This window comes from Rahnella bruchi, assembly GCF_003614975.1.
GTDB lineage: Bacteria > Pseudomonadota > Gammaproteobacteria > Enterobacterales > Enterobacteriaceae > Rahnella > Rahnella bruchi.
The window spans coordinates 59,806-76,577 of record NZ_QZWI01000021.1 but is presented as its reverse complement, the minus strand read 5'-3'; the positions used below and the strand labels follow the sequence as shown (position 1 = coordinate 76,577).

Here is a 16,772-nt window from a genome sequence, read left to right as displayed (position 1 = left end):
CCACCGCCGTTATCACCACCGCCGTTATCACCACCGCCGTTATCACCACCGCCGTTATCACCACCGCCGTTATCACCACCGCCGTTATCACCGCCGCCGTTATCACCGCCGCCGTTATCCTCGGCTTTGGTAGATAAATACCAGTTACCGCTATTGCCTCCCTCGCCTCGTGCTAGATGATATTCCCAGGCACCGGCAACTATCCTTCCTTCCTGCGTGAACTCTCCAGCAGAAGTTCCGCCAACATTGATAAGTTCAATGCCATTAAGGGTCTGGGCACCAGTCCCCCCCAGGTTGTTTACGGCAACACGTGATGTACCAGAAGTATCTCCTGTAACATTCATACGGTCAGTCGTTGAATTATCGTCACCTAATGCCGTACCAAAAACCAGCAAGCCATTATTACCGGCATAATTTCCGTTAATGGTCATCACTGTACCGGCTTCTTGTCCTGAAAGATTGATAGTACCGGCATTGCTAACATTACCTAAGCTCTGATTATGCCCGTCAAGATCAATAACGCCGTCTGCTGCAACCTCATAAGACGAATTAGGACTTAAAGTATTCTCACCGCCAGCTTTAAGGGTGCCGCCGTTCACTAGTGTTCTACCACCCCACGTATTTTCTGCTGTCAGGGTAGTTGTTCCACTATCAACAATTACAGTTCCGTTTCCTTGGATAAGATTATTAAAGTTGATTTGTTCATTATGGTTAAAGCTTAAAAAACCTTGCCCATCGCCAAAGGTAATATTCGCATCATCATTGATAGAGCCAGCTGCAGAACCATTGAAACCTATAAAAAGTTGACCGCTGCTGTCAGCCTGAGAAGCAATGATAATGTTATCTGTATTTAGGCGCCCGCCATCTTCCAGAAGTATCGTCCCTGTGTCATTTTCACCAATGACGGTATTTCCGCCCATAGCATTAACTGTAGAACCCGCACCTTGAATTCTTACGCTCCCCCCGTTAGGGATCCCTGAAGCGACAGCTACAGCACCTAAAACCAAGGCGCTTCCTGGTGGATTAGATGACGATGATGCATTAAAAGTCCCGCCATCAGTGACTTCAATGAGACCTTTGCCTCCATTGCCGACTATTGTGTTTAAATTGCTATTAAAAACTGAACCGCTACCTGATACGGAGACTGTACCGTCCCCCCCTGCAGCATTACCTATCAAAGTGAAGCTGTCGCTGACAGTTCCGCCATTAGTGATATAGATGCGGCCAGTTCCAGCATTACCAATAATGCCGGAACCGATGGAGCGCGAACCTATAACGTTAAGAGCTCCTCCATCTACAGATACTGTACCGTCAGAGCCTGCAGAATTTCCGACTCGCAGACTTAGTGCGTTTACAGTTCCTCCAGAGCTGATATTTAAATAGCCGGTGCCATTATCTCCAATCGATGTTGTACCCTGGCTATTCCAGGTTGAGCCAGTTCCAGATACATTAACAACACCAATCGAACCTGCGCCAGCCCCCACCCTACCAGCAGGAGAAGCAAAAGAAGCTGAACCAACTACTGCACCGTCCAATATATTTAGTTCACCATAAGAACCTGCACCATTTCCTACGTTCAGAAAACGCATTAGATTTAATGTTGTGCCTACGCCAGTAATCGTTGCACGACCACTACTATTGGCCAAATTACCGATAATCAAACTTTGATTACCGATAACCTGGGATCCAGCATCAACCATTAGCGTACCAGAGGGAGTTTGGGCGGAACCTCCAACTTGGTTGTTACCAACAATTATATCTCCCGTATATACAGGCGCAGGATCACTACTACTTGCTTGATTCACATCTCCCTGGAAAGTTGTATTAGCATATGCGTTAGAACAGATGCTACCAAGGATTAGTAATGCGATTTTGCTCAGAATGAATTTTAAATTCATTTATGGTGACTCCCAAAGTAAAAGAATGTACCTATCCCAGGTGGAATAAAGGTAGAAGTATAAATTTAAGGTGTTAATCCGAAAGCAACTTGAATTAAAGGGATTTTAATGAGAGCCAAAATGGTTCATAAATTAATATTAGCTTTTTCGCTTAAGGATTCCACAATGAATATGTGATCAAGTTAACAAAGTGTTATTTTAAATCAGTGTAAGTAACAGGGCTTATTTCGTCTATGATGATGTGTTCCTTTAGATATACATATAAGTGACTAATATTTGCCTGATGGAACAATGACTTAAGCTTGGTGATGTGGCTATAAACCGTTTTAACATTAATATGCATAAGTGAGGCTATTTCATAAACAGGCTTTCCCTTAGCGATTAATGCCATGATTGAAAGTAATTTTTTTGAAACCTTCATGTTACCAGAATATTTTCTAAGACAGAGCAAGGAATCAGGCAAGCTATTGTTATCATTCATTATTTTATTAAGGTAAAACCCCCACCTGGAGAGGCTATCGTTGATATTGATCCCGCAACCTAACAGTTCACGGTCAGCTTTAATAAAACGACGATTTAGTATGACAACGATTTTATAATTATCACTTTGAATTGAATAAAATTTTGCTATGCATTTCATTTCACGCACAGAATTAAAATTACGTGAATCAAGGACTATTAAATTTCCTTTTAAATTAGAAAGATAGTCTTTGAATAGGGCGTTAATGGCCAACTTGGTATATAAACAATGGCTATAGATTTTCAATTTCATAGTTGGGGGAGATAGTGTTTCAAAGTGTGCATATTATTTGATTTCGTGAGGTGATTGTCAATATTTTGAATCAATATGCAAGCATGCAGTATTTAGGTAAAATATTCATGGACTTAAATGTTAGATTCGAAACTGTAAGAAGATTAGGTTTATGTAAACCTCCTTTATTAACATTAAATTAACTTCATTAGGAATTTTCTATGTTTGAATAAAATGAGGCTTGAATAGACCCTAGTTTCCTAGACTGTTCCGTGCCTCATGAACCAGGCACTTTCATAAACTGCAGGGGCTTGATCCTCACAGGCACTGTGGCGGCGTTTAGCATTATAAAACATCTCGACATAATCGAAGATATCCGCCTTCGCTTCTTCCCTATTTTTATAGATCCGTTTCTTTATGCGTTCCCGTTTTAGCAACTGGAAAAAGCTTTCTGCCACTGCGTTGTCATGGCAATTACCCCGACGACTCATGCTGCTTTTTAAATTGTGAGCTGTCATAAAATGCTGACATCTTTCGCTCGTATATTGAGAGCCCTGATCTGAATGGATTAATACTTCTGCCGTTGGTTTACGTCGCCATACCGCCATCAATAATGCATCCATTACTAACTCAGCGGTCATTCGTCCGCCCATGCTCCAGCCGATAACCCTGCGTGAGAAGAGATCAAGAACAACAGCCAGATACAGCCAACCCTCATGCGTCCTTATATAAGTCATGTCACTCACCCAATGCGTATTTGGGGTTGGGACAACGAACTGGCGTTCAAGGTAATTTGGACTGGCAAAAGAAGGCTTTCCGCCACCGTAATAGCGTCGTTTTCGGTATCCAGTCTGAGATGCTAGTTCAGCGAGCCTCATCAGGCGCGCGATCCTGTTACGTCCGACGCATTCACCCAGATCTTTCATATCGCGCCAGATTTTTCGATAGCCGTAAACCGTACCGCTTTCAAGCCACAGTTGTTTAATCAAGCCTGTTTGCCGTTCATCTTGCCGGGTACGCAAAGATTTAGGCCGCTTTAGCCACTGGTAATAACCGCTGTGATGGAGGCCAAGAACCAGGCATAACCTGCGTACAGCATAAAAGGACGACATTTTTTTAATGAAGGCGTACTTCAGCCTGACGTTCTTGCAAAGTACGCGGCTGTAGATTCAACTTGTCAACGCAACACCCTTTTCAAAAACCTGTTTTGGCGTCTTAAATTTCAATGTTTTCCTCGGCCTGTTGTTTAATTGCTCTGCGACATGGTCTAGGTCTTCTTGTGAATGTTGAGCCAGACAGGTCTTTTTAGGGAAGTATTGCCGAATAAGGCCATTAGTGTTCTCGTTGGTACCTCGTTGCCATGGGCTTTGTGGGTCACAGAAATAAACTAGCGTGCCTGTTTCAGCCGTAAAATCAGCGTGTTTGGCAAGCTCCATACCGCGGTCCCAGGTCAATGATTGCCCAAGCTTGAAGGGCATTTCTTTAAATTTCTCTATCAAAGCTTGATTCACTGAAGTGGCGTCTTTTCCCTTCAATTTCAGCAGGATGGTATAGCGCGATTTCCTATCAACGAGAGTAGCAATATGCGTATTTTTTGTTCCTGAGACTAAATCCCCTTCCCAGTGGCCAACAGAACGACGATTGTCGATATGTCTTGATCGCTCATGGATAGAGATACCATTGACGATGTTGATCGTCCCTCGCTCACCTTTGCGTGAATGGCGTTTTCCATGACGTAGACTGTGGGAACGGCGCAGGTGCCTTACCAGCAGGTGATGCAAGGCGTCTCGGGTGCGAAAATATAGGGTTTTATAAATTGTCTCTGCTGATATTTGCATCGATTTTCGCCGATGCACTGTATGTTTAAGCCATCCGGATATTTGTTCAGGCGACCATTTAAGCTCTAGTTTTTCCAAAACTAAATCCCGTAACGCCAGATTCTTCTCCAGCAAACAGGGCTTAGGCCTTTTGGCCATTCGGTTAGCCCGGTTGTTCGCATCAACCGCTTTGTAATAGCGTCGGCCACGGTTACGTTGAACCTCTCTTGATATCGTAGAAGGCGAGCGATTTAGAGAATGCGCAATAGCTCTGATACTTTTTTTGGCAGAGAGTCCAACGCGTATTTCTTCCCGTTCAGATAACGTCAAATGCGATGAAGCGCGTTTGCGCACGTTGGGCTTCATGCCACCAGAGTCTCTTAAAATAGTGAAAATGGTGCCGGGCTTAGAATCCAGGGTTTTAGCAATGTCACTGAAGCCGATGCCGTTCTTCCATGAGTTGAAAACAAACTCTTTTTCCTTTGCCGTAAATGTACGTTTCATTCATTAATCCTCCGCTACCCCATGTTTTAGCATGGATGTTGCATTGATCAATTGAATCTACAGCGGCCTTTTTTAAGATATCCCGCTCTTCAGTTACTCGCTTAAGTTCTTGCCTGAGGCGCTTTACTTCATGCTGAAGTGCATCGTCCTGCTTACGCTGCGGCTCGGGCTTCTGGTAGCGCTTAACCCAGGCGTAAAGACTATTAGTGGATACACCAAGTCGAGAGGAGACCTCAGATACAGGGTACCCCTGCTCAGTGATCTGTTTTACGGCTTCAATTTTGAATTCTTCAGTGAACGTTTTGACTGACATAAACACTCCTTCATTAGGCCTCCATTATGAGGCAAAAAAGTGTCTACGAAACCCGGGTCTATTCACATATTGAAAATATGGCTATTGGAAATACCTAAAGTTAAGCTTATGACCTCCCCCAGGGTTGATACAACGCTCAGTTAGTTATGTCGGATCCTCCTCTCTCTAAATTATACTTTCTCCAACCCGCCGCAGATTCAGACTGTGTCTGGTAATTCAGCGTAGAGTGCGGACAGAACGCGTTATAAGCTTCAATCGCATTAAGGCGCTTATAGAAAATAATTCCGAGTCAGTCAGGCTGAAACCCGTCAAGTTCATTTCTGTTAAAAGGCTTATAATAGTTAGTTAATAGTTCGCTCCTGGTTCTGGCTACCTTGAAAACCGATGGCCGCACTGCCGAGCTAGGCTGCCCCGCCAAATGCCAGATACATTTTCGTAAGATTCAGATACTGATTAAAATGGTTTTCATACAGCGTGAGTTCCGCCTGCCGGCGTTGCTCCTGGGCATTAAGCCAATCTGCCATGACCATCCGGCCCTGACGGTAGCGAACTTCGTTAAGTTTTTCCAGATGATGCGCCAGTTTCAGCATGGTGCGCTGATTTTTTTCTTCAGTAATCAGCTGGCTGTGCTCCGAGAGAACATCATCGATTTCTACCATAGACTTGTACTGTACCTGTTTAAATTCCAGCAAACGTTGCTCATAGTCGTTACGGGCAATTTTGATATCTGTCGAACCCTGATGCCATTCAAGGAACGGTAATGCGATAGCGGCGCCAAGCGATCCAAGGGGATTTCGCAAAAATTCCAACATGGCATTGCTACTGGTTCCCAATGAGCCAGTGAGGTTGAACTGTGGATAATATTGCTTACGCGTGACGTCAACGGTGGCAAGTGCCTGACGCAGTTGCATCTCTTTAGCCTGAACATCGGGCCGGTGACTCAGGATGTCAGCCGGAATACCGCGGGTAATTTCGGGTAATGGGTCCAAAGAAAGCGTAACGGGTTCAACAGTAGCGTTACCGGGTGGCATTCCCATCAGTACTGCCTGCTCGTTCAGGCTCTGCCGTCTGAGGTGTTCCAGCTGTAAAAGATGGCTGTTCTGAGACAACAAACTCTGTTCAGCTTCAACTTTATCCTGACTGGAAACCACGCCGGTGCGATAACGAAGTTCCGCCATTCTTAATGTATATCTGGCATAGACAATACTCTCTTTTTCCACCTTAATTTGCTGATTGATCAAACCTAAATGCCAATAGTTAATGCTGGCCGTGCTCAGCAAAGAAAGACGTACCGCGCGTAAATCCTCCTCAGTTATCTTTCGGCTCCATTCAGCTATATCTTGCAAATTCGACACCCTGCCCCATAAGTCTGCTTCATAGCTAGTACTGAAGCGGGCTCCGCTACTTTTATTTCGCGGTGAGGATTGTGCAAGTAACCTGCTGGTTGCACTATTCAAACCCGCGTCAAGACTGGGGGCAGAACTGATATCTGCACGTCTAACTTCCAGCGCTGACTGATTGAGCCGTAGCATTGCCTCAGCAAGATCGCTGTTACGATCCATTACCTTTCTCAGCCATTGCTCAAGGAGAGGATCATGAAAATCATGCCATTCAAACGGTCCCCGTTCGTTTCCAGAAGCAGCGGGTTGCCAGAAACTTGGATAGTTTATCTGCGGCGCAACGTATCGGGTGTTAAGCATATTGCTGCAGCTGCAGCTCATCAGGACGGCGAGGCAAAAGAACAAAGAAAAGATCGTTTTCATATGTCACTCGCAAGTCAGTGAAGTAACAGGATTCATCAGGGATGCTTTGCGCGCCGGACAATAACCAGAAATTAAGCCAATTAAGGTTGAGCAGAATAGTGCCGCTAAAGCCGCCTTCCATGACCAGACTGCGGTAAGGGTGCCATTTGTCATCTCAGTGAACAAAGAACCAACCACAAACGATAAGGCCATCCCAGCTAGACCACCGATAATACAAACCATTAAGGCTTCAATAAGAAATTGCTGCATGATGTCGCTGCGTCGTGCACCTACTGCCATCCGAATACCAATCTCATGAGTTCGCTCGGTCACGCTGACCAACATTATATTCATAACGCCCAGGCTACCTGTGAGAAGAGATATAGAGGCCACAGCAAGAATAAGAAGATTGAAAATAGTGGTGGTTCGCTCAATAGCCTTGCGTAACTGGTCGCTGTTGATGAGCTTAAAGTCTTTGGCTCCGTGGCGCTGGATTATGAGTTGAGTTATGGCCTTCACAGTAGATCCGTTGTTGGCATGCTCATTTATTTTTAAGCTGATGCTGTCCAGCGTAGTTTTGCCCGACAGTCTGTACATCGCTGCGCTATATGATATCCAGGCGTTGATATTGTCAGGCGAGTACTCCCGGTTATTTTCTACGATGCCGATAACACGCATCGGAACAGAACCTAAAAAGACAATCTGCCCCATGGCCTCATTTGCGGCGACCCCGAACAACGTATTGCACGCGTTTTCATCCAAAATGACTTCCTGAAATGCCCCACGGTCGTCATGGAAGGTTGACCCTTTCTTAATGGTCATGACATTGACCCGAAAATAGTCATGGCCGACACCCTTTATGGAGGCATTAGCCGACCTGTTACGAAAGCGTATAATTTCAGAAGTGTTAATTTCCGGGCTAACACCGTCAACACCGTGTTGTAGGGTTAACGCATCAGCATCAGCTGGTATGAGTGAGCGGGAGTTTCTAATGGAATCGTCTGAAAAGTCCCCTCCCGGATAGAGGCTGACTTTACTGTTGCCTAGCCCCTTAATACTCTCCATTGTTCGCAGTCGGGCACCTTCTCCCAGGGCAACCACGGTGACGACCGCTGCAATCCCGATAATGATGCCTGTCATAGTTAACAAAGTCCGAAGACGATGAGTTTTCATGGCCTTGAAAGCTATCCTCAGCGATTCTAAACTCCGCCCGAAGAAATATCTCCAGCCTTTTTGCGACTCAGGATTTACAGAGAAGTTGCAGGCCTTATTTAAGACATCTTGGCCTGTATCGAGGACAATTTGTCCGTCTTTTAACTCAATGATCCGTTGTGCGCATTGAGCCACATTCATATCGTGCGTAACGATGACCACAGTGTGGCCAAGCTGATTAAGCTCGCTGAGAATAGCTAATACCACCTGTCCCGAATCATAGTCGAGCGCCCCGGTGGGTTCATCTGCCAAAATAATATCTGCACCATTCATCAGCGCACGGGCAATACTGACCCGTTGCTGTTGCCCACCTGAGAGCTGTCCGGGCTTATGAGATTCTTTTCCCCCAAGACCAAGACGCTTCAACAATTCCACCGCTAAATGGCGACGCTGGCTGCGCGTGCAGTTAGCATAGATCGCGGGTATTTCAACATTGTCAGTCGCAGTTAGATCGTTCATCAAATGATAATGCTGAAAAACAAAGCCAATATGTTCCCGTCGCAATCCTGCACGTTCATCTGGCGAAAAGTGGGATGTATTCTGCCCTCTAAACAAGTAGTCCCCCCGGTCAGGAACATCCAAGCAACCCAAAATATTCAATAAGGTCGATTTGCCTGAACCCGATACGCCGGTGATTGCCACCATTTCACCTTGAGACAAATTCAGGTGAATGTCTTTGAGTACTGGGAATTGTTGCCCTTTTTTCTTGAATGTCCGGCAAACCCCACTGAGCTCTATAATGTTTTGCACAATCAGATACCCTCTTGAGATTGCTGGATATTGTTTTTTGCTAAAATAACTTGCTCCCCAGCTTTTAAACCAGCCAGGATCTGGATATTGATATTATCGGTAATTCCAGTTATGACCTCCCGAGTTTCAGGTTGATTTTCGTCTGTTAAAACTCTCACTTGCATTTTGCCTGTGGGACTTTTCTCCACGGCCTGACGGGGAACAAGCAGGGTATTTTTGGCTTTGTCAATAAGCAATTTCACCTGAGCGGTCATCGCAATTCGCAAGTTATTTGCCGGGTTAGGTACATCCAGTAATACATTGTAGTAAACGGAGGATTTGGCGTTATTGGCTGAAGTGCTCCCTTCCGCAGACTCATCTGCCATTAATGACTCCGGCGCAAGTTCGACAGTATTCAGAGTGGCTTGGTATTGCTTATCCGGTTCTGCGAAGGTGCTAAAAAAGGCCTCCTGACCTGCATGGATATGGGTAATATCTACTTCAGAAATTTGTGCTTTTATCGTCATCATATCCAGCCGAGCGAGTTTGATGATAGTTGGTGCACGCTGGCTTGAATTGACGGTCTGTCCTTGCCGGGTCACAACCGCAATAATAATGCCGTCCATTGGCGCCAAAACTCGGGTATAGCTCAGTTCAGCTTTTTTCTTATCGACTTCAATTTGTGCCTGCGCCAATTGTGCCTTTAAGGCCTGCATTTCCGCGCGATTCATCGCCAAGACGGATTCCGAATCTTCAAAATCCTGCTGCGAACTGGCCCCTTCCTGAAATAGTTTCCTCTGACGGATATAGCTTTTCATTGCCTGTTTTAATTGGGCCTGCTTTGCCAGAAGATTAGCTTTTGCAACATCAAGTGCCGTCACTGCTGTGCGCACCTCATTGCGCTGGAACTGGTCGTCAATATCGGCAACAGGTTGGCCTTTTTTGACTCTGTCGCCGGGTCTTACCCAGATCGATTTAACCTGACCTGAAACCTGGGCGCCGACACTCACCCGTTCTGCAGCATCAAGTCGGCCTGCCGCCAGTACGACATTTTCAATATCGCCCGAATGAACCAGCGCAGTGGTATACATTGTCGTTTCTGCAGATTTATGAGCGTAAAGCATATACGCACAGATAAAAATTAAGAATAGATAAACAATTAATACTGGCCAGCGGAGAAGTAACTTCATAAGTAATACCTTTTTCGATAAGAAATGAAGACAGCATGGTGATATAATCCCCACAATGTGGAGTTTCGTTATGAACAATTATGCCAGGCAGCATCAAGCGTTTATCATAGGAGGAAACCTGCCAGATGATTGTTCTTACTCCAGAATGAAAATGAAAATCAATATTATTTCATTGTGATATATTGGCCAGGCCTCTAGATAGGCATGGCTGTTATAATACAGTAAAAATCTACATTAAAAGGATATTTTGGATGTGATTGCGGCGGGTAATCTTCCAATTTCATTGTTGAAAATAGTATGTCCAATAGCATCCATATTGATTAGATTTCCGTTACCAAAATATTTTTAATAATGTTTTAAACGAAAACAAAAAATAACTTCAATAAATAAATTTACCTAAATTGACGTTTCTTTACATAATGTGACATCTGCCTCATTTTGGATTTTTATCGCTTTCATTTAAAAATGGATAGTGCGCTAATGTCGTCCGTCGAGGGCCCAACGGTGTTTTATGCTTAGCTATATTCAATTTATGGTTGGTTATGCTTAACTGGGTGGGCGACGTAATCTACTTCTAACTATCAAATAGCCCGCATTAATAGGGGCTTATACAAGGAATGGATATGAAAAAGTATACTGTACTTGTGGCATTAACATTTTTAGCATTAACTTCACAATTATCTTACGCACAATCAACAACTGCTAAGATTACCTCAAGTGATTGTAAAATAGCATTTGGGGACTCTTCCGCTCATGAATCCTGTAATTTGGTGGCTGCCGTCGCTATAGGAGATGCAAGTTGTCAGATTATGGCGACCTGTGCTGATGCTGATGGATATCCAAACCCAACAAACCAAACAATTCCATATACTAGTGTTACATCCTTAAAGAATTGTGATGGTTGGTTGGAAGTTGGAACTTGCCCATAATATCTACTAGGGCAATCCCCATGTCGAATTAGGATATCTTTCATGGGAAATATTAATGCAGCATATTTTATATATGCTGCATTTCATCAAATCAGCTGTAACGTCTTAAAGTTTAACAGAGGAAATTATGAATAAAAAATTTAGTATCTGCTTTCTTTTATCCATGTTGTCGTTTTACAGCCATGCTGAACACCTAAATCAAAGTTTTAAAATCACTACCGAACAACAGAGCGCAATCGAACGTATTTCATCAAGCTATCTGATAAATCACCCAGAGATAATTTCCAGCGTGTTAAAGAAAATAACAGATAATGCCAACGTTGATAAAATTGAAGGAATGAAAAAGGCAGCTATTGAAAACCAAAAGGATCTTCTTAATGATAAGAATACTCCCTCATTCGGAAGTGAGAATGCTCCTGCGTCGGTAGTGGTTTTTTTCGACTATCAGTGCATTTACTGCAGTCGTCTGAATCCGGTTATTGAACAAATGATGAAAACCTATCCGCAGATGCGTTTTATTTTTAAAGAATGGCCTATTTTTGGCAAGCGCTGGCCGGAGTCATTGCAGGCGGCTAAAGTGGGATTGCAAATTTTCAAAGAAAAAGGCAGCGAGGCATATCTGAAGTACCATAACACACTGTTTTCACTGGAACACAATGAAGGCAAGCTCACTACTTCCGATATTTCTCAGATAGAAACCTTCCTGAATTTTAGCTATAAGAAGACATTTAACCCTATCCCAACTCTTGAAAATATAAACAATTTGGCACAAAAAATCGGGTTTGGTGGTACCCCAGCCATAATTGTGATCCCTTCGAAGAACGCAGGGCTGTTAAATACCACCATCTTTGCAGGAATGCCAGGCACCGAACAGTTACAAAATGCAATTGATACCGCGCTTACTACACATTACTGAGACGACACTGATCTGAAATAAGGCAACAATCTGCTTATCGGGTTCTTCATGAGAATCTCAGGTGTTTATGTCACCCGGTCTATCCTGACGCCACAAATGAAAGCTTCTGGCGTGCTACTCACAGGAGTATCCAACTACAATAAAAAAAAGACCTGAAATCCGACTATAGTCGGTTTTCAGGTCATCTGAGCTGCGGGATTAGAAACTGTATTTGATGCCAATAACAGCCGGTGTATCAGAGTATCCTTTATCACCGATCTGTTGGGCTGCATATCCCGTGATATTAAACTGGCCACACCGTGACGGCATTTTAAGATGGTGCATTACTCCAGCTTTCTGGCCAATCGTAAGCGCAGAAAGCGGCTCCATCTCGTGTGTAAAATCCTGCATATGCAGACGCGGGAAGAATCAGAGAAATCTGGGTTCCCGGTGCTGATGAAAAGTTTTCTGGGCACTGATCTATATAAATGCACTATGTACGTTTTACCTGCGCCCTGGCTGGTATATGCAACATAATTGCTGTCAGTAAGGCTGTGCGGAATGGAGAATAAAAGATGGCTGCAGGGGCCGGTTTTAGATCGGCGTGCCTGTAAAACGGGTTTCAGACTAAAAATACATCATAAAACCTATTCATACAAAAACTCGTGAAAACCAGCATCATTAAAGGGATGGTTAGTGCTGACATTCATGGTCAAATGCTCTCAAAAGGAGCCATACAGGTTCCTAACCATCAAACTCGATTTCAGAGCAATTGCAGGCAACTTATATCACCTCGTCGCTTTAGGACAGCGCCCCGCCAACCACAATCCGTTAAATACTCACAACCGGCTATTCAAGCAGTAATGCCTCCTGCTATGCAACAGTCTCACGAGTGCATTCAGACATTCCGGCCTTTTACTCCCCAAAATGGCGTACGCGTTAGTGAGGCGGCAAATCCAAGGTCAGTTCATTGGTATATTGCTGTTCCATATCAAATACATCTTTATCCTGTGGGTAAGTATCTATCGTAATCACAGAGCCTTAGATTTCAAAAACTTTACTTTCCAGATGGATCTCATCCAAAGAATCACCACAATTAAATGCTGAGACCTGGCCTTTGTTAAAGGTTTTCCTGAATGAGTAGACCTGATACTGGCTCTCTCTCATTCGCAAACTAACAAAATTTACGGTTAAAAATTCTACTTAATCATTCACTGAATCAATAAATATTGCGTAAGAATAAAAAAATATTCTAATTTTAAATGCTAAAAAAGCGAATTCGACTTTTAATCCTCTTTTCAAATACTAAAGGAGGAAATATGTTTGTATCGCGAGCTATGCAAGTCTTTGTTACGGTTTATCGAGAAAAAAGCCTTAAATCTGCAGCTGAAAAGCTTTGCCTGACTGTTCCGCCAGTATCGAGGATGCTGAAGATTGTTGAAGAACGCGTGGGCGAGAAGCTTTTTATCATTGAGCGCAACCGGATTCGTCCAACCCATGCGGCTGAGTCCCTGTATCAGCAGATCCTTCCCCACTATTCAGCGCTTGAAAGCCTGAAACCCACGTCTGAACGATGTTTTAAGTTCTCTTCACCGCACCTTAATACCTCGGTAGTTTTCGACCTGTTCGAATCTTCAATGGTAAAGTCAAATACCCAGGCAATGCTGAGACAGGCGGATTGCATCAGGGATGATGACGATCTCTTTATCAGCTTTAACTCCGTGACATCTCCGTCACATTTTATTACTGAGCATACCGAGCTGATACTCTCACTGTGCTGCGCATCGTCGCTGATTGCAGACTGGCAGAATCATGTCATCCTGGCGGAAAAAGATATCATCGGTCAGAACGGCTTTCAGAAAGCGCTCGATGTTCTTCGCGCCCATGGTTATAAAGGCCATTATCATCGCATAGATAATTCGCTTTTTTTACAGAATTCTCTCATTAATGGAGAGGGGCTAAGTTTTAAACTTTCCGACAACATTCCTGCTGAATTTTTCACATTACCTTACATTTATAAACAGCCGATATTTATTTATATCAATAAACTCAAAACTACACCCTTGCAGGAAAAGATACTTACGGGAATGAATTCAAGAATAAATTGTCGCTAATCAAGGCATGAAATTAATTATTTACGGAAGAATTTATGAAACAAAAAATGCTTACATTAAAAACACCAATATGTAATTCTGCTTGCCAACAACAGCCCGGCGTGAAGCTAAAATTTAATTATCAGCAGCGACAATATCGGGAAATTCTGATTTTGGACGGGAGAAACGAAACTGGAATTAATCAGACTAATTAACAATAAAAAAAAGGGAGCATACATGGATCATTTTCTCGCCTCCATCGAAGTGATGGAGTTTATTACACCATCCGGTTTACGAATTATGTTTTTCTCCCTATGGGGAGGCCTTGCATGCCATTTATTTAACAAACAGTTTACGGTATTACACGGCATGCAGCTGACCCTGGCCTCTCAGCTTATCTCCTCAAGTTTTCTCGGCGTGCTTGCGGGTATTTTCTGTCAGAATTTAATGTGGAGCGAACATCTCACGCTAATAATTGCCGGTATTTCTGGTTTAACCGGCAGTAACTTATTGCACTGGCCATGGACACTGCTATTTCAGCAGAAAACTATCTGGTAATCATGCAATCCATAACAAATGGAAAATCAATACGTAAAACTTAGCGCCAACACCCAGCACCTACCAGCAGGTGTAATTTTATTAATTAGTAAGAAACGGAGGTTACATTACCAATAAAAAATCACCACTTAGCACGACCAATATTTAACGGTTATTATTCTAATAATGGAAGATAAAATGAAAGCTAAAGAAAATACTATCATCACTGTGAATAAAGAAAAGGTATTACACCCCGTCAGTTCAGGCTTACTTGGCGTCAATCACCGCTATTTTCTCGATGGAGTAGGAATGTGGGACCCCGATAAGTTTCAGGTGAAATCTGAATTCCAGGATAAACTTAACACGATAGGCGTAACCACTACCCGCTATCCCGGCGGCACCACCGCCAATCTTTTTCATTGGAAACGCGCTATTGGCCCCTTTAATAAACGCACTCCTCAGGTTGATCCTTACCTTGATTTTGGGCCGGATAACTGTTCATTTGGACTTGATGAAGGGCTGCAATTCGCTGAACAAAATAATATGGAAACGCTATATGTGTATAATTTCGGCAATGGCAATGCAAAGGATGCTGCAGAATTGGTGGAATATCTGAATGCGCCGGACGACGGACAGAATCCCATGGCAGCGCTGCGTGCAGCAAATGGTCATCCGCAACCTTATAATGTTCGCTCCTTCGAAATTGGTAATGAAATTTATTTTGTACCAGACCTGGTCGATCAGGAATACTGGCTTCGCGGCGAGACCGACAGAACAAAATGGCCGGAGTTATATGTTCATGGAGGTACGGTTACCTTTACTAAGCAACTTGTAGGGCTGGAAAGTGATTGGCGGGAAAACGCAGCAAAAAGCGATGGCTCAGGATTGCAGGTAAAACAGATTAAATATGCTCCGGTTAATACTGATGAAATGGCTCCGGAAATCTATGTTGCCGATCAATTATGGCACCGCATCGAAAATCTGTCTGACGCGGGGAAAGAGAATATCTACGTGCTTGATGAAATGACAGGCGACATTCATTTTGGCGATGGCATGCACGGTAATATCCCACCCAAAGATAGTATCATTACGGCAACTTACAGCTCTACTCATGATGGCTTTAGCGATTATGTTAAGGCGATGAAGGCTGTTGACCCGAGTATTAATGTTTATATGGCGATGAATATTCCCGAAGCTATTCATCAGGCGGGAGCGGATATCGACTACGACGGCATGGTTATACATCCTTACGGGGCATTTGAAGGAGATTTTGACCCTGACAATCTAACGCAGTACCACTATACCGCGATGGTGGATGCGCAACGTAAAGTCAATGTGGTAAAAAAATTACAAAGCGACTTGCTGCTTTACTCTCATCGCCCAATCAAACCGGCAATCACTGAATATGCTCTGCATGACAGTGAATTCAAAAAACTGGGTAACTCCGCAGAAGAGAATGCTCTCTATTATGAAGGCACGCTGGGAGCGGCGATTTACAGCGCCTGGCAGTTAATTGAGTTTATTAAGATGGATCTGGATTATGCATTGCGACATTCGCTGATTGACCGGATGTTTGAAAAACTTTCGGCAACGCCAATGGCTTTCTTCGATACTTACACGTTCTTGAAATCCGCACATGCTTATATGATGGAAATATTCTGCCACCGCACAGGCGAAAATGAGGTTGAATCTATTTTCGACAATGTGCCGGAACTGACGGTGACGGTAAGTGAAAATAAACAATCTGTTGAGCGGACTATTCAGTTGTTAAACGGCGTTGCCACCACCCGCGGTAATGAATGCTATCTGCTGGTGCTAAACAGCTCAATGGACGAAGCGCTTGAGGCGACCATTAACTTCCCGCTCATTCAGGATACCCTTGCGGAAGTCTGGACCCTCAACGCAGATAAAATTGATGACTTCAATACAGATGAATTACCCAATAAAGTGGAGAAACTCACCTCCGAGGCCAATGTCGCCAGTGGCGCTGTGCAATACCTTTTCCCGGCTCATTCGTTGACTGCGTTTAAGGTCATGCTGAATTAACGCTGATTTTCCGCCTTGCTGAGGCGGCTTGCGCGATGTTTTCCGCCAGGAAAACATCGCTTATTACGTCTACCTCGCCACTCCGCTCATCTCCAGACTGCAGAATAAATCCATAT

At 43.8% G+C, this 16,772-nt stretch carries 11 protein-coding genes and 2 pseudogenes; 5 read left to right on the top strand and 8 right to left on the bottom strand.

The genetic code is table 11. The features are described 5' to 3' along the window. From D5398_RS25500 to D5398_RS23400, 8 genes and pseudogenes are all read right to left on the bottom strand, one after another. Nucleotides 1-1,898 (bottom strand): autotransporter outer membrane beta-barrel domain-containing protein (locus D5398_RS25500; protein ID WP_162940828.1); only part of this gene is annotated, 1,898 nt, incomplete at its 3' end. Between the two features lie 193 nt (nt 1,899-2,091). After that, complete coding sequence (locus tag D5398_RS23430; protein ID WP_162940827.1) at nt 2,092-2,631, bottom strand: LuxR C-terminal-related transcriptional regulator; 540 nt, start codon at nt 2,629-2,631, stop codon at nt 2,092-2,094. 278 nt (nt 2,632-2,909) lie between these two features. Continuing rightward, nucleotides 2,910-3,809 (bottom strand): annotated as a pseudogene (locus D5398_RS23425) (IS3 family transposase); the annotation flags it as partial. 9 nt (nt 3,810-3,818) lie between these two features. Next, nucleotides 3,819-4,970 (bottom strand): IS30 family transposase, encoded by a 1,152-nt coding sequence (locus tag D5398_RS23420; RefSeq protein ID WP_120509762.1) that lies wholly within the window; start codon nt 4,968-4,970, stop codon nt 3,819-3,821. 67 nt (nt 4,971-5,037) lie between these two features. Beyond that, a pseudogene (locus D5398_RS23415) lies at nt 5,038-5,283 on the bottom strand (transposase); the annotation flags it as partial. Nucleotides 5,284-5,684: 401 nt separating this feature from the next. Then, entirely contained in the window at nt 5,685-7,004 is a 1,320-nt protein-coding gene (locus tag D5398_RS23410; protein WP_462938110.1) for a TolC family protein, read from the bottom strand. A 45-nt stretch (nt 7,005-7,049) separates the two neighbouring features. Further along, a complete protein-coding gene (locus D5398_RS23405; RefSeq protein ID WP_120509760.1) occupies nt 7,050-8,987 on the bottom strand; it encodes an ATP-binding cassette domain-containing protein in 1,938 nt (645 codons plus the stop codon). Nucleotides 8,988-8,989: 2 nt separating this feature from the next. Continuing rightward, nucleotides 8,990-10,156: an efflux RND transporter periplasmic adaptor subunit gene (locus D5398_RS23400; RefSeq protein WP_415838534.1), complete on the bottom strand. Its 1,167-nt coding sequence runs from the start codon at nt 10,154-10,156 to the stop codon at nt 8,990-8,992. A gap of 623 nt (nt 10,157-10,779) precedes the next feature. Here D5398_RS23400 and D5398_RS25495 point away from each other — a divergent pair. The 5 genes from D5398_RS25495 to D5398_RS23370 all read left to right on the top strand — a co-directional run bounded on the left by D5398_RS25495 (nt 10,780) and on the right by D5398_RS23370 (nt 16,656). Continuing rightward, entirely contained in the window at nt 10,780-11,085 is a 306-nt protein-coding gene (locus D5398_RS25495) for a hypothetical protein (protein ID WP_162940826.1), read from the top strand. A 127-nt stretch (nt 11,086-11,212) separates the two neighbouring features. Then, nucleotides 11,213-12,001 (top strand): thioredoxin domain-containing protein, encoded by a 789-nt coding sequence (locus D5398_RS23395; protein WP_120509759.1) that lies wholly within the window; start codon nt 11,213-11,215, stop codon nt 11,999-12,001. A gap of 1,298 nt (nt 12,002-13,299) precedes the next feature. After that, a complete protein-coding gene (locus D5398_RS23380; RefSeq protein ID WP_162940825.1) occupies nt 13,300-14,094 on the top strand; it encodes a LysR family transcriptional regulator in 795 nt (264 codons plus the stop codon). A 216-nt stretch (nt 14,095-14,310) separates the two neighbouring features. After that, the gene (locus D5398_RS23375) at nt 14,311-14,631 is read left to right on the top strand and encodes a phage holin family protein (RefSeq protein WP_120509755.1); all 321 of its coding nucleotides are present in this window, start codon (nt 14,311-14,313) and stop codon (nt 14,629-14,631) included. Between the two features lie 177 nt (nt 14,632-14,808). After that, on the top strand, nt 14,809-16,656 hold the full coding sequence (locus D5398_RS23370) for a hypothetical protein (RefSeq protein WP_120509754.1): 1,848 nt from the start codon (nt 14,809-14,811) through the stop codon (nt 16,654-16,656). Nucleotides 16,657-16,772: the final 116 nt, after the last annotated feature.

Coding starts and splice junctions, on each gene's coding strand:
- D5398_RS25495 (WP_162940826.1), top strand. CDS start 10,780: ATGAAAAAGTATACTGTACTTGTGGCATTAACATTTTTAGCATTAACT.
- D5398_RS23370 (WP_120509754.1), top strand. CDS start 14,809: ATGAAAGCTAAAGAAAATACTATCATCACTGTGAATAAAGAAAAGGTA.
- D5398_RS23410 (WP_462938110.1), bottom strand. CDS start 7,004: ATGAGCTGCAGCTGCAGCAATATGCTTAACACCCGATACGTTGCGCCG.
- D5398_RS23395 (WP_120509759.1), top strand. CDS start 11,213: ATGAATAAAAAATTTAGTATCTGCTTTCTTTTATCCATGTTGTCGTTT.
- D5398_RS23400 (WP_415838534.1), bottom strand. CDS start 10,156: ATGAAGTTACTTCTCCGCTGGCCAGTATTAATTGTTTATCTATTCTTA.
- D5398_RS23375 (WP_120509755.1), top strand. CDS start 14,311: ATGGATCATTTTCTCGCCTCCATCGAAGTGATGGAGTTTATTACACCA.
- D5398_RS23420 (WP_120509762.1), bottom strand. CDS start 4,970: ATGAAACGTACATTTACGGCAAAGGAAAAAGAGTTTGTTTTCAACTCA.
- D5398_RS23380 (WP_162940825.1), top strand. CDS start 13,300: ATGTTTGTATCGCGAGCTATGCAAGTCTTTGTTACGGTTTATCGAGAA.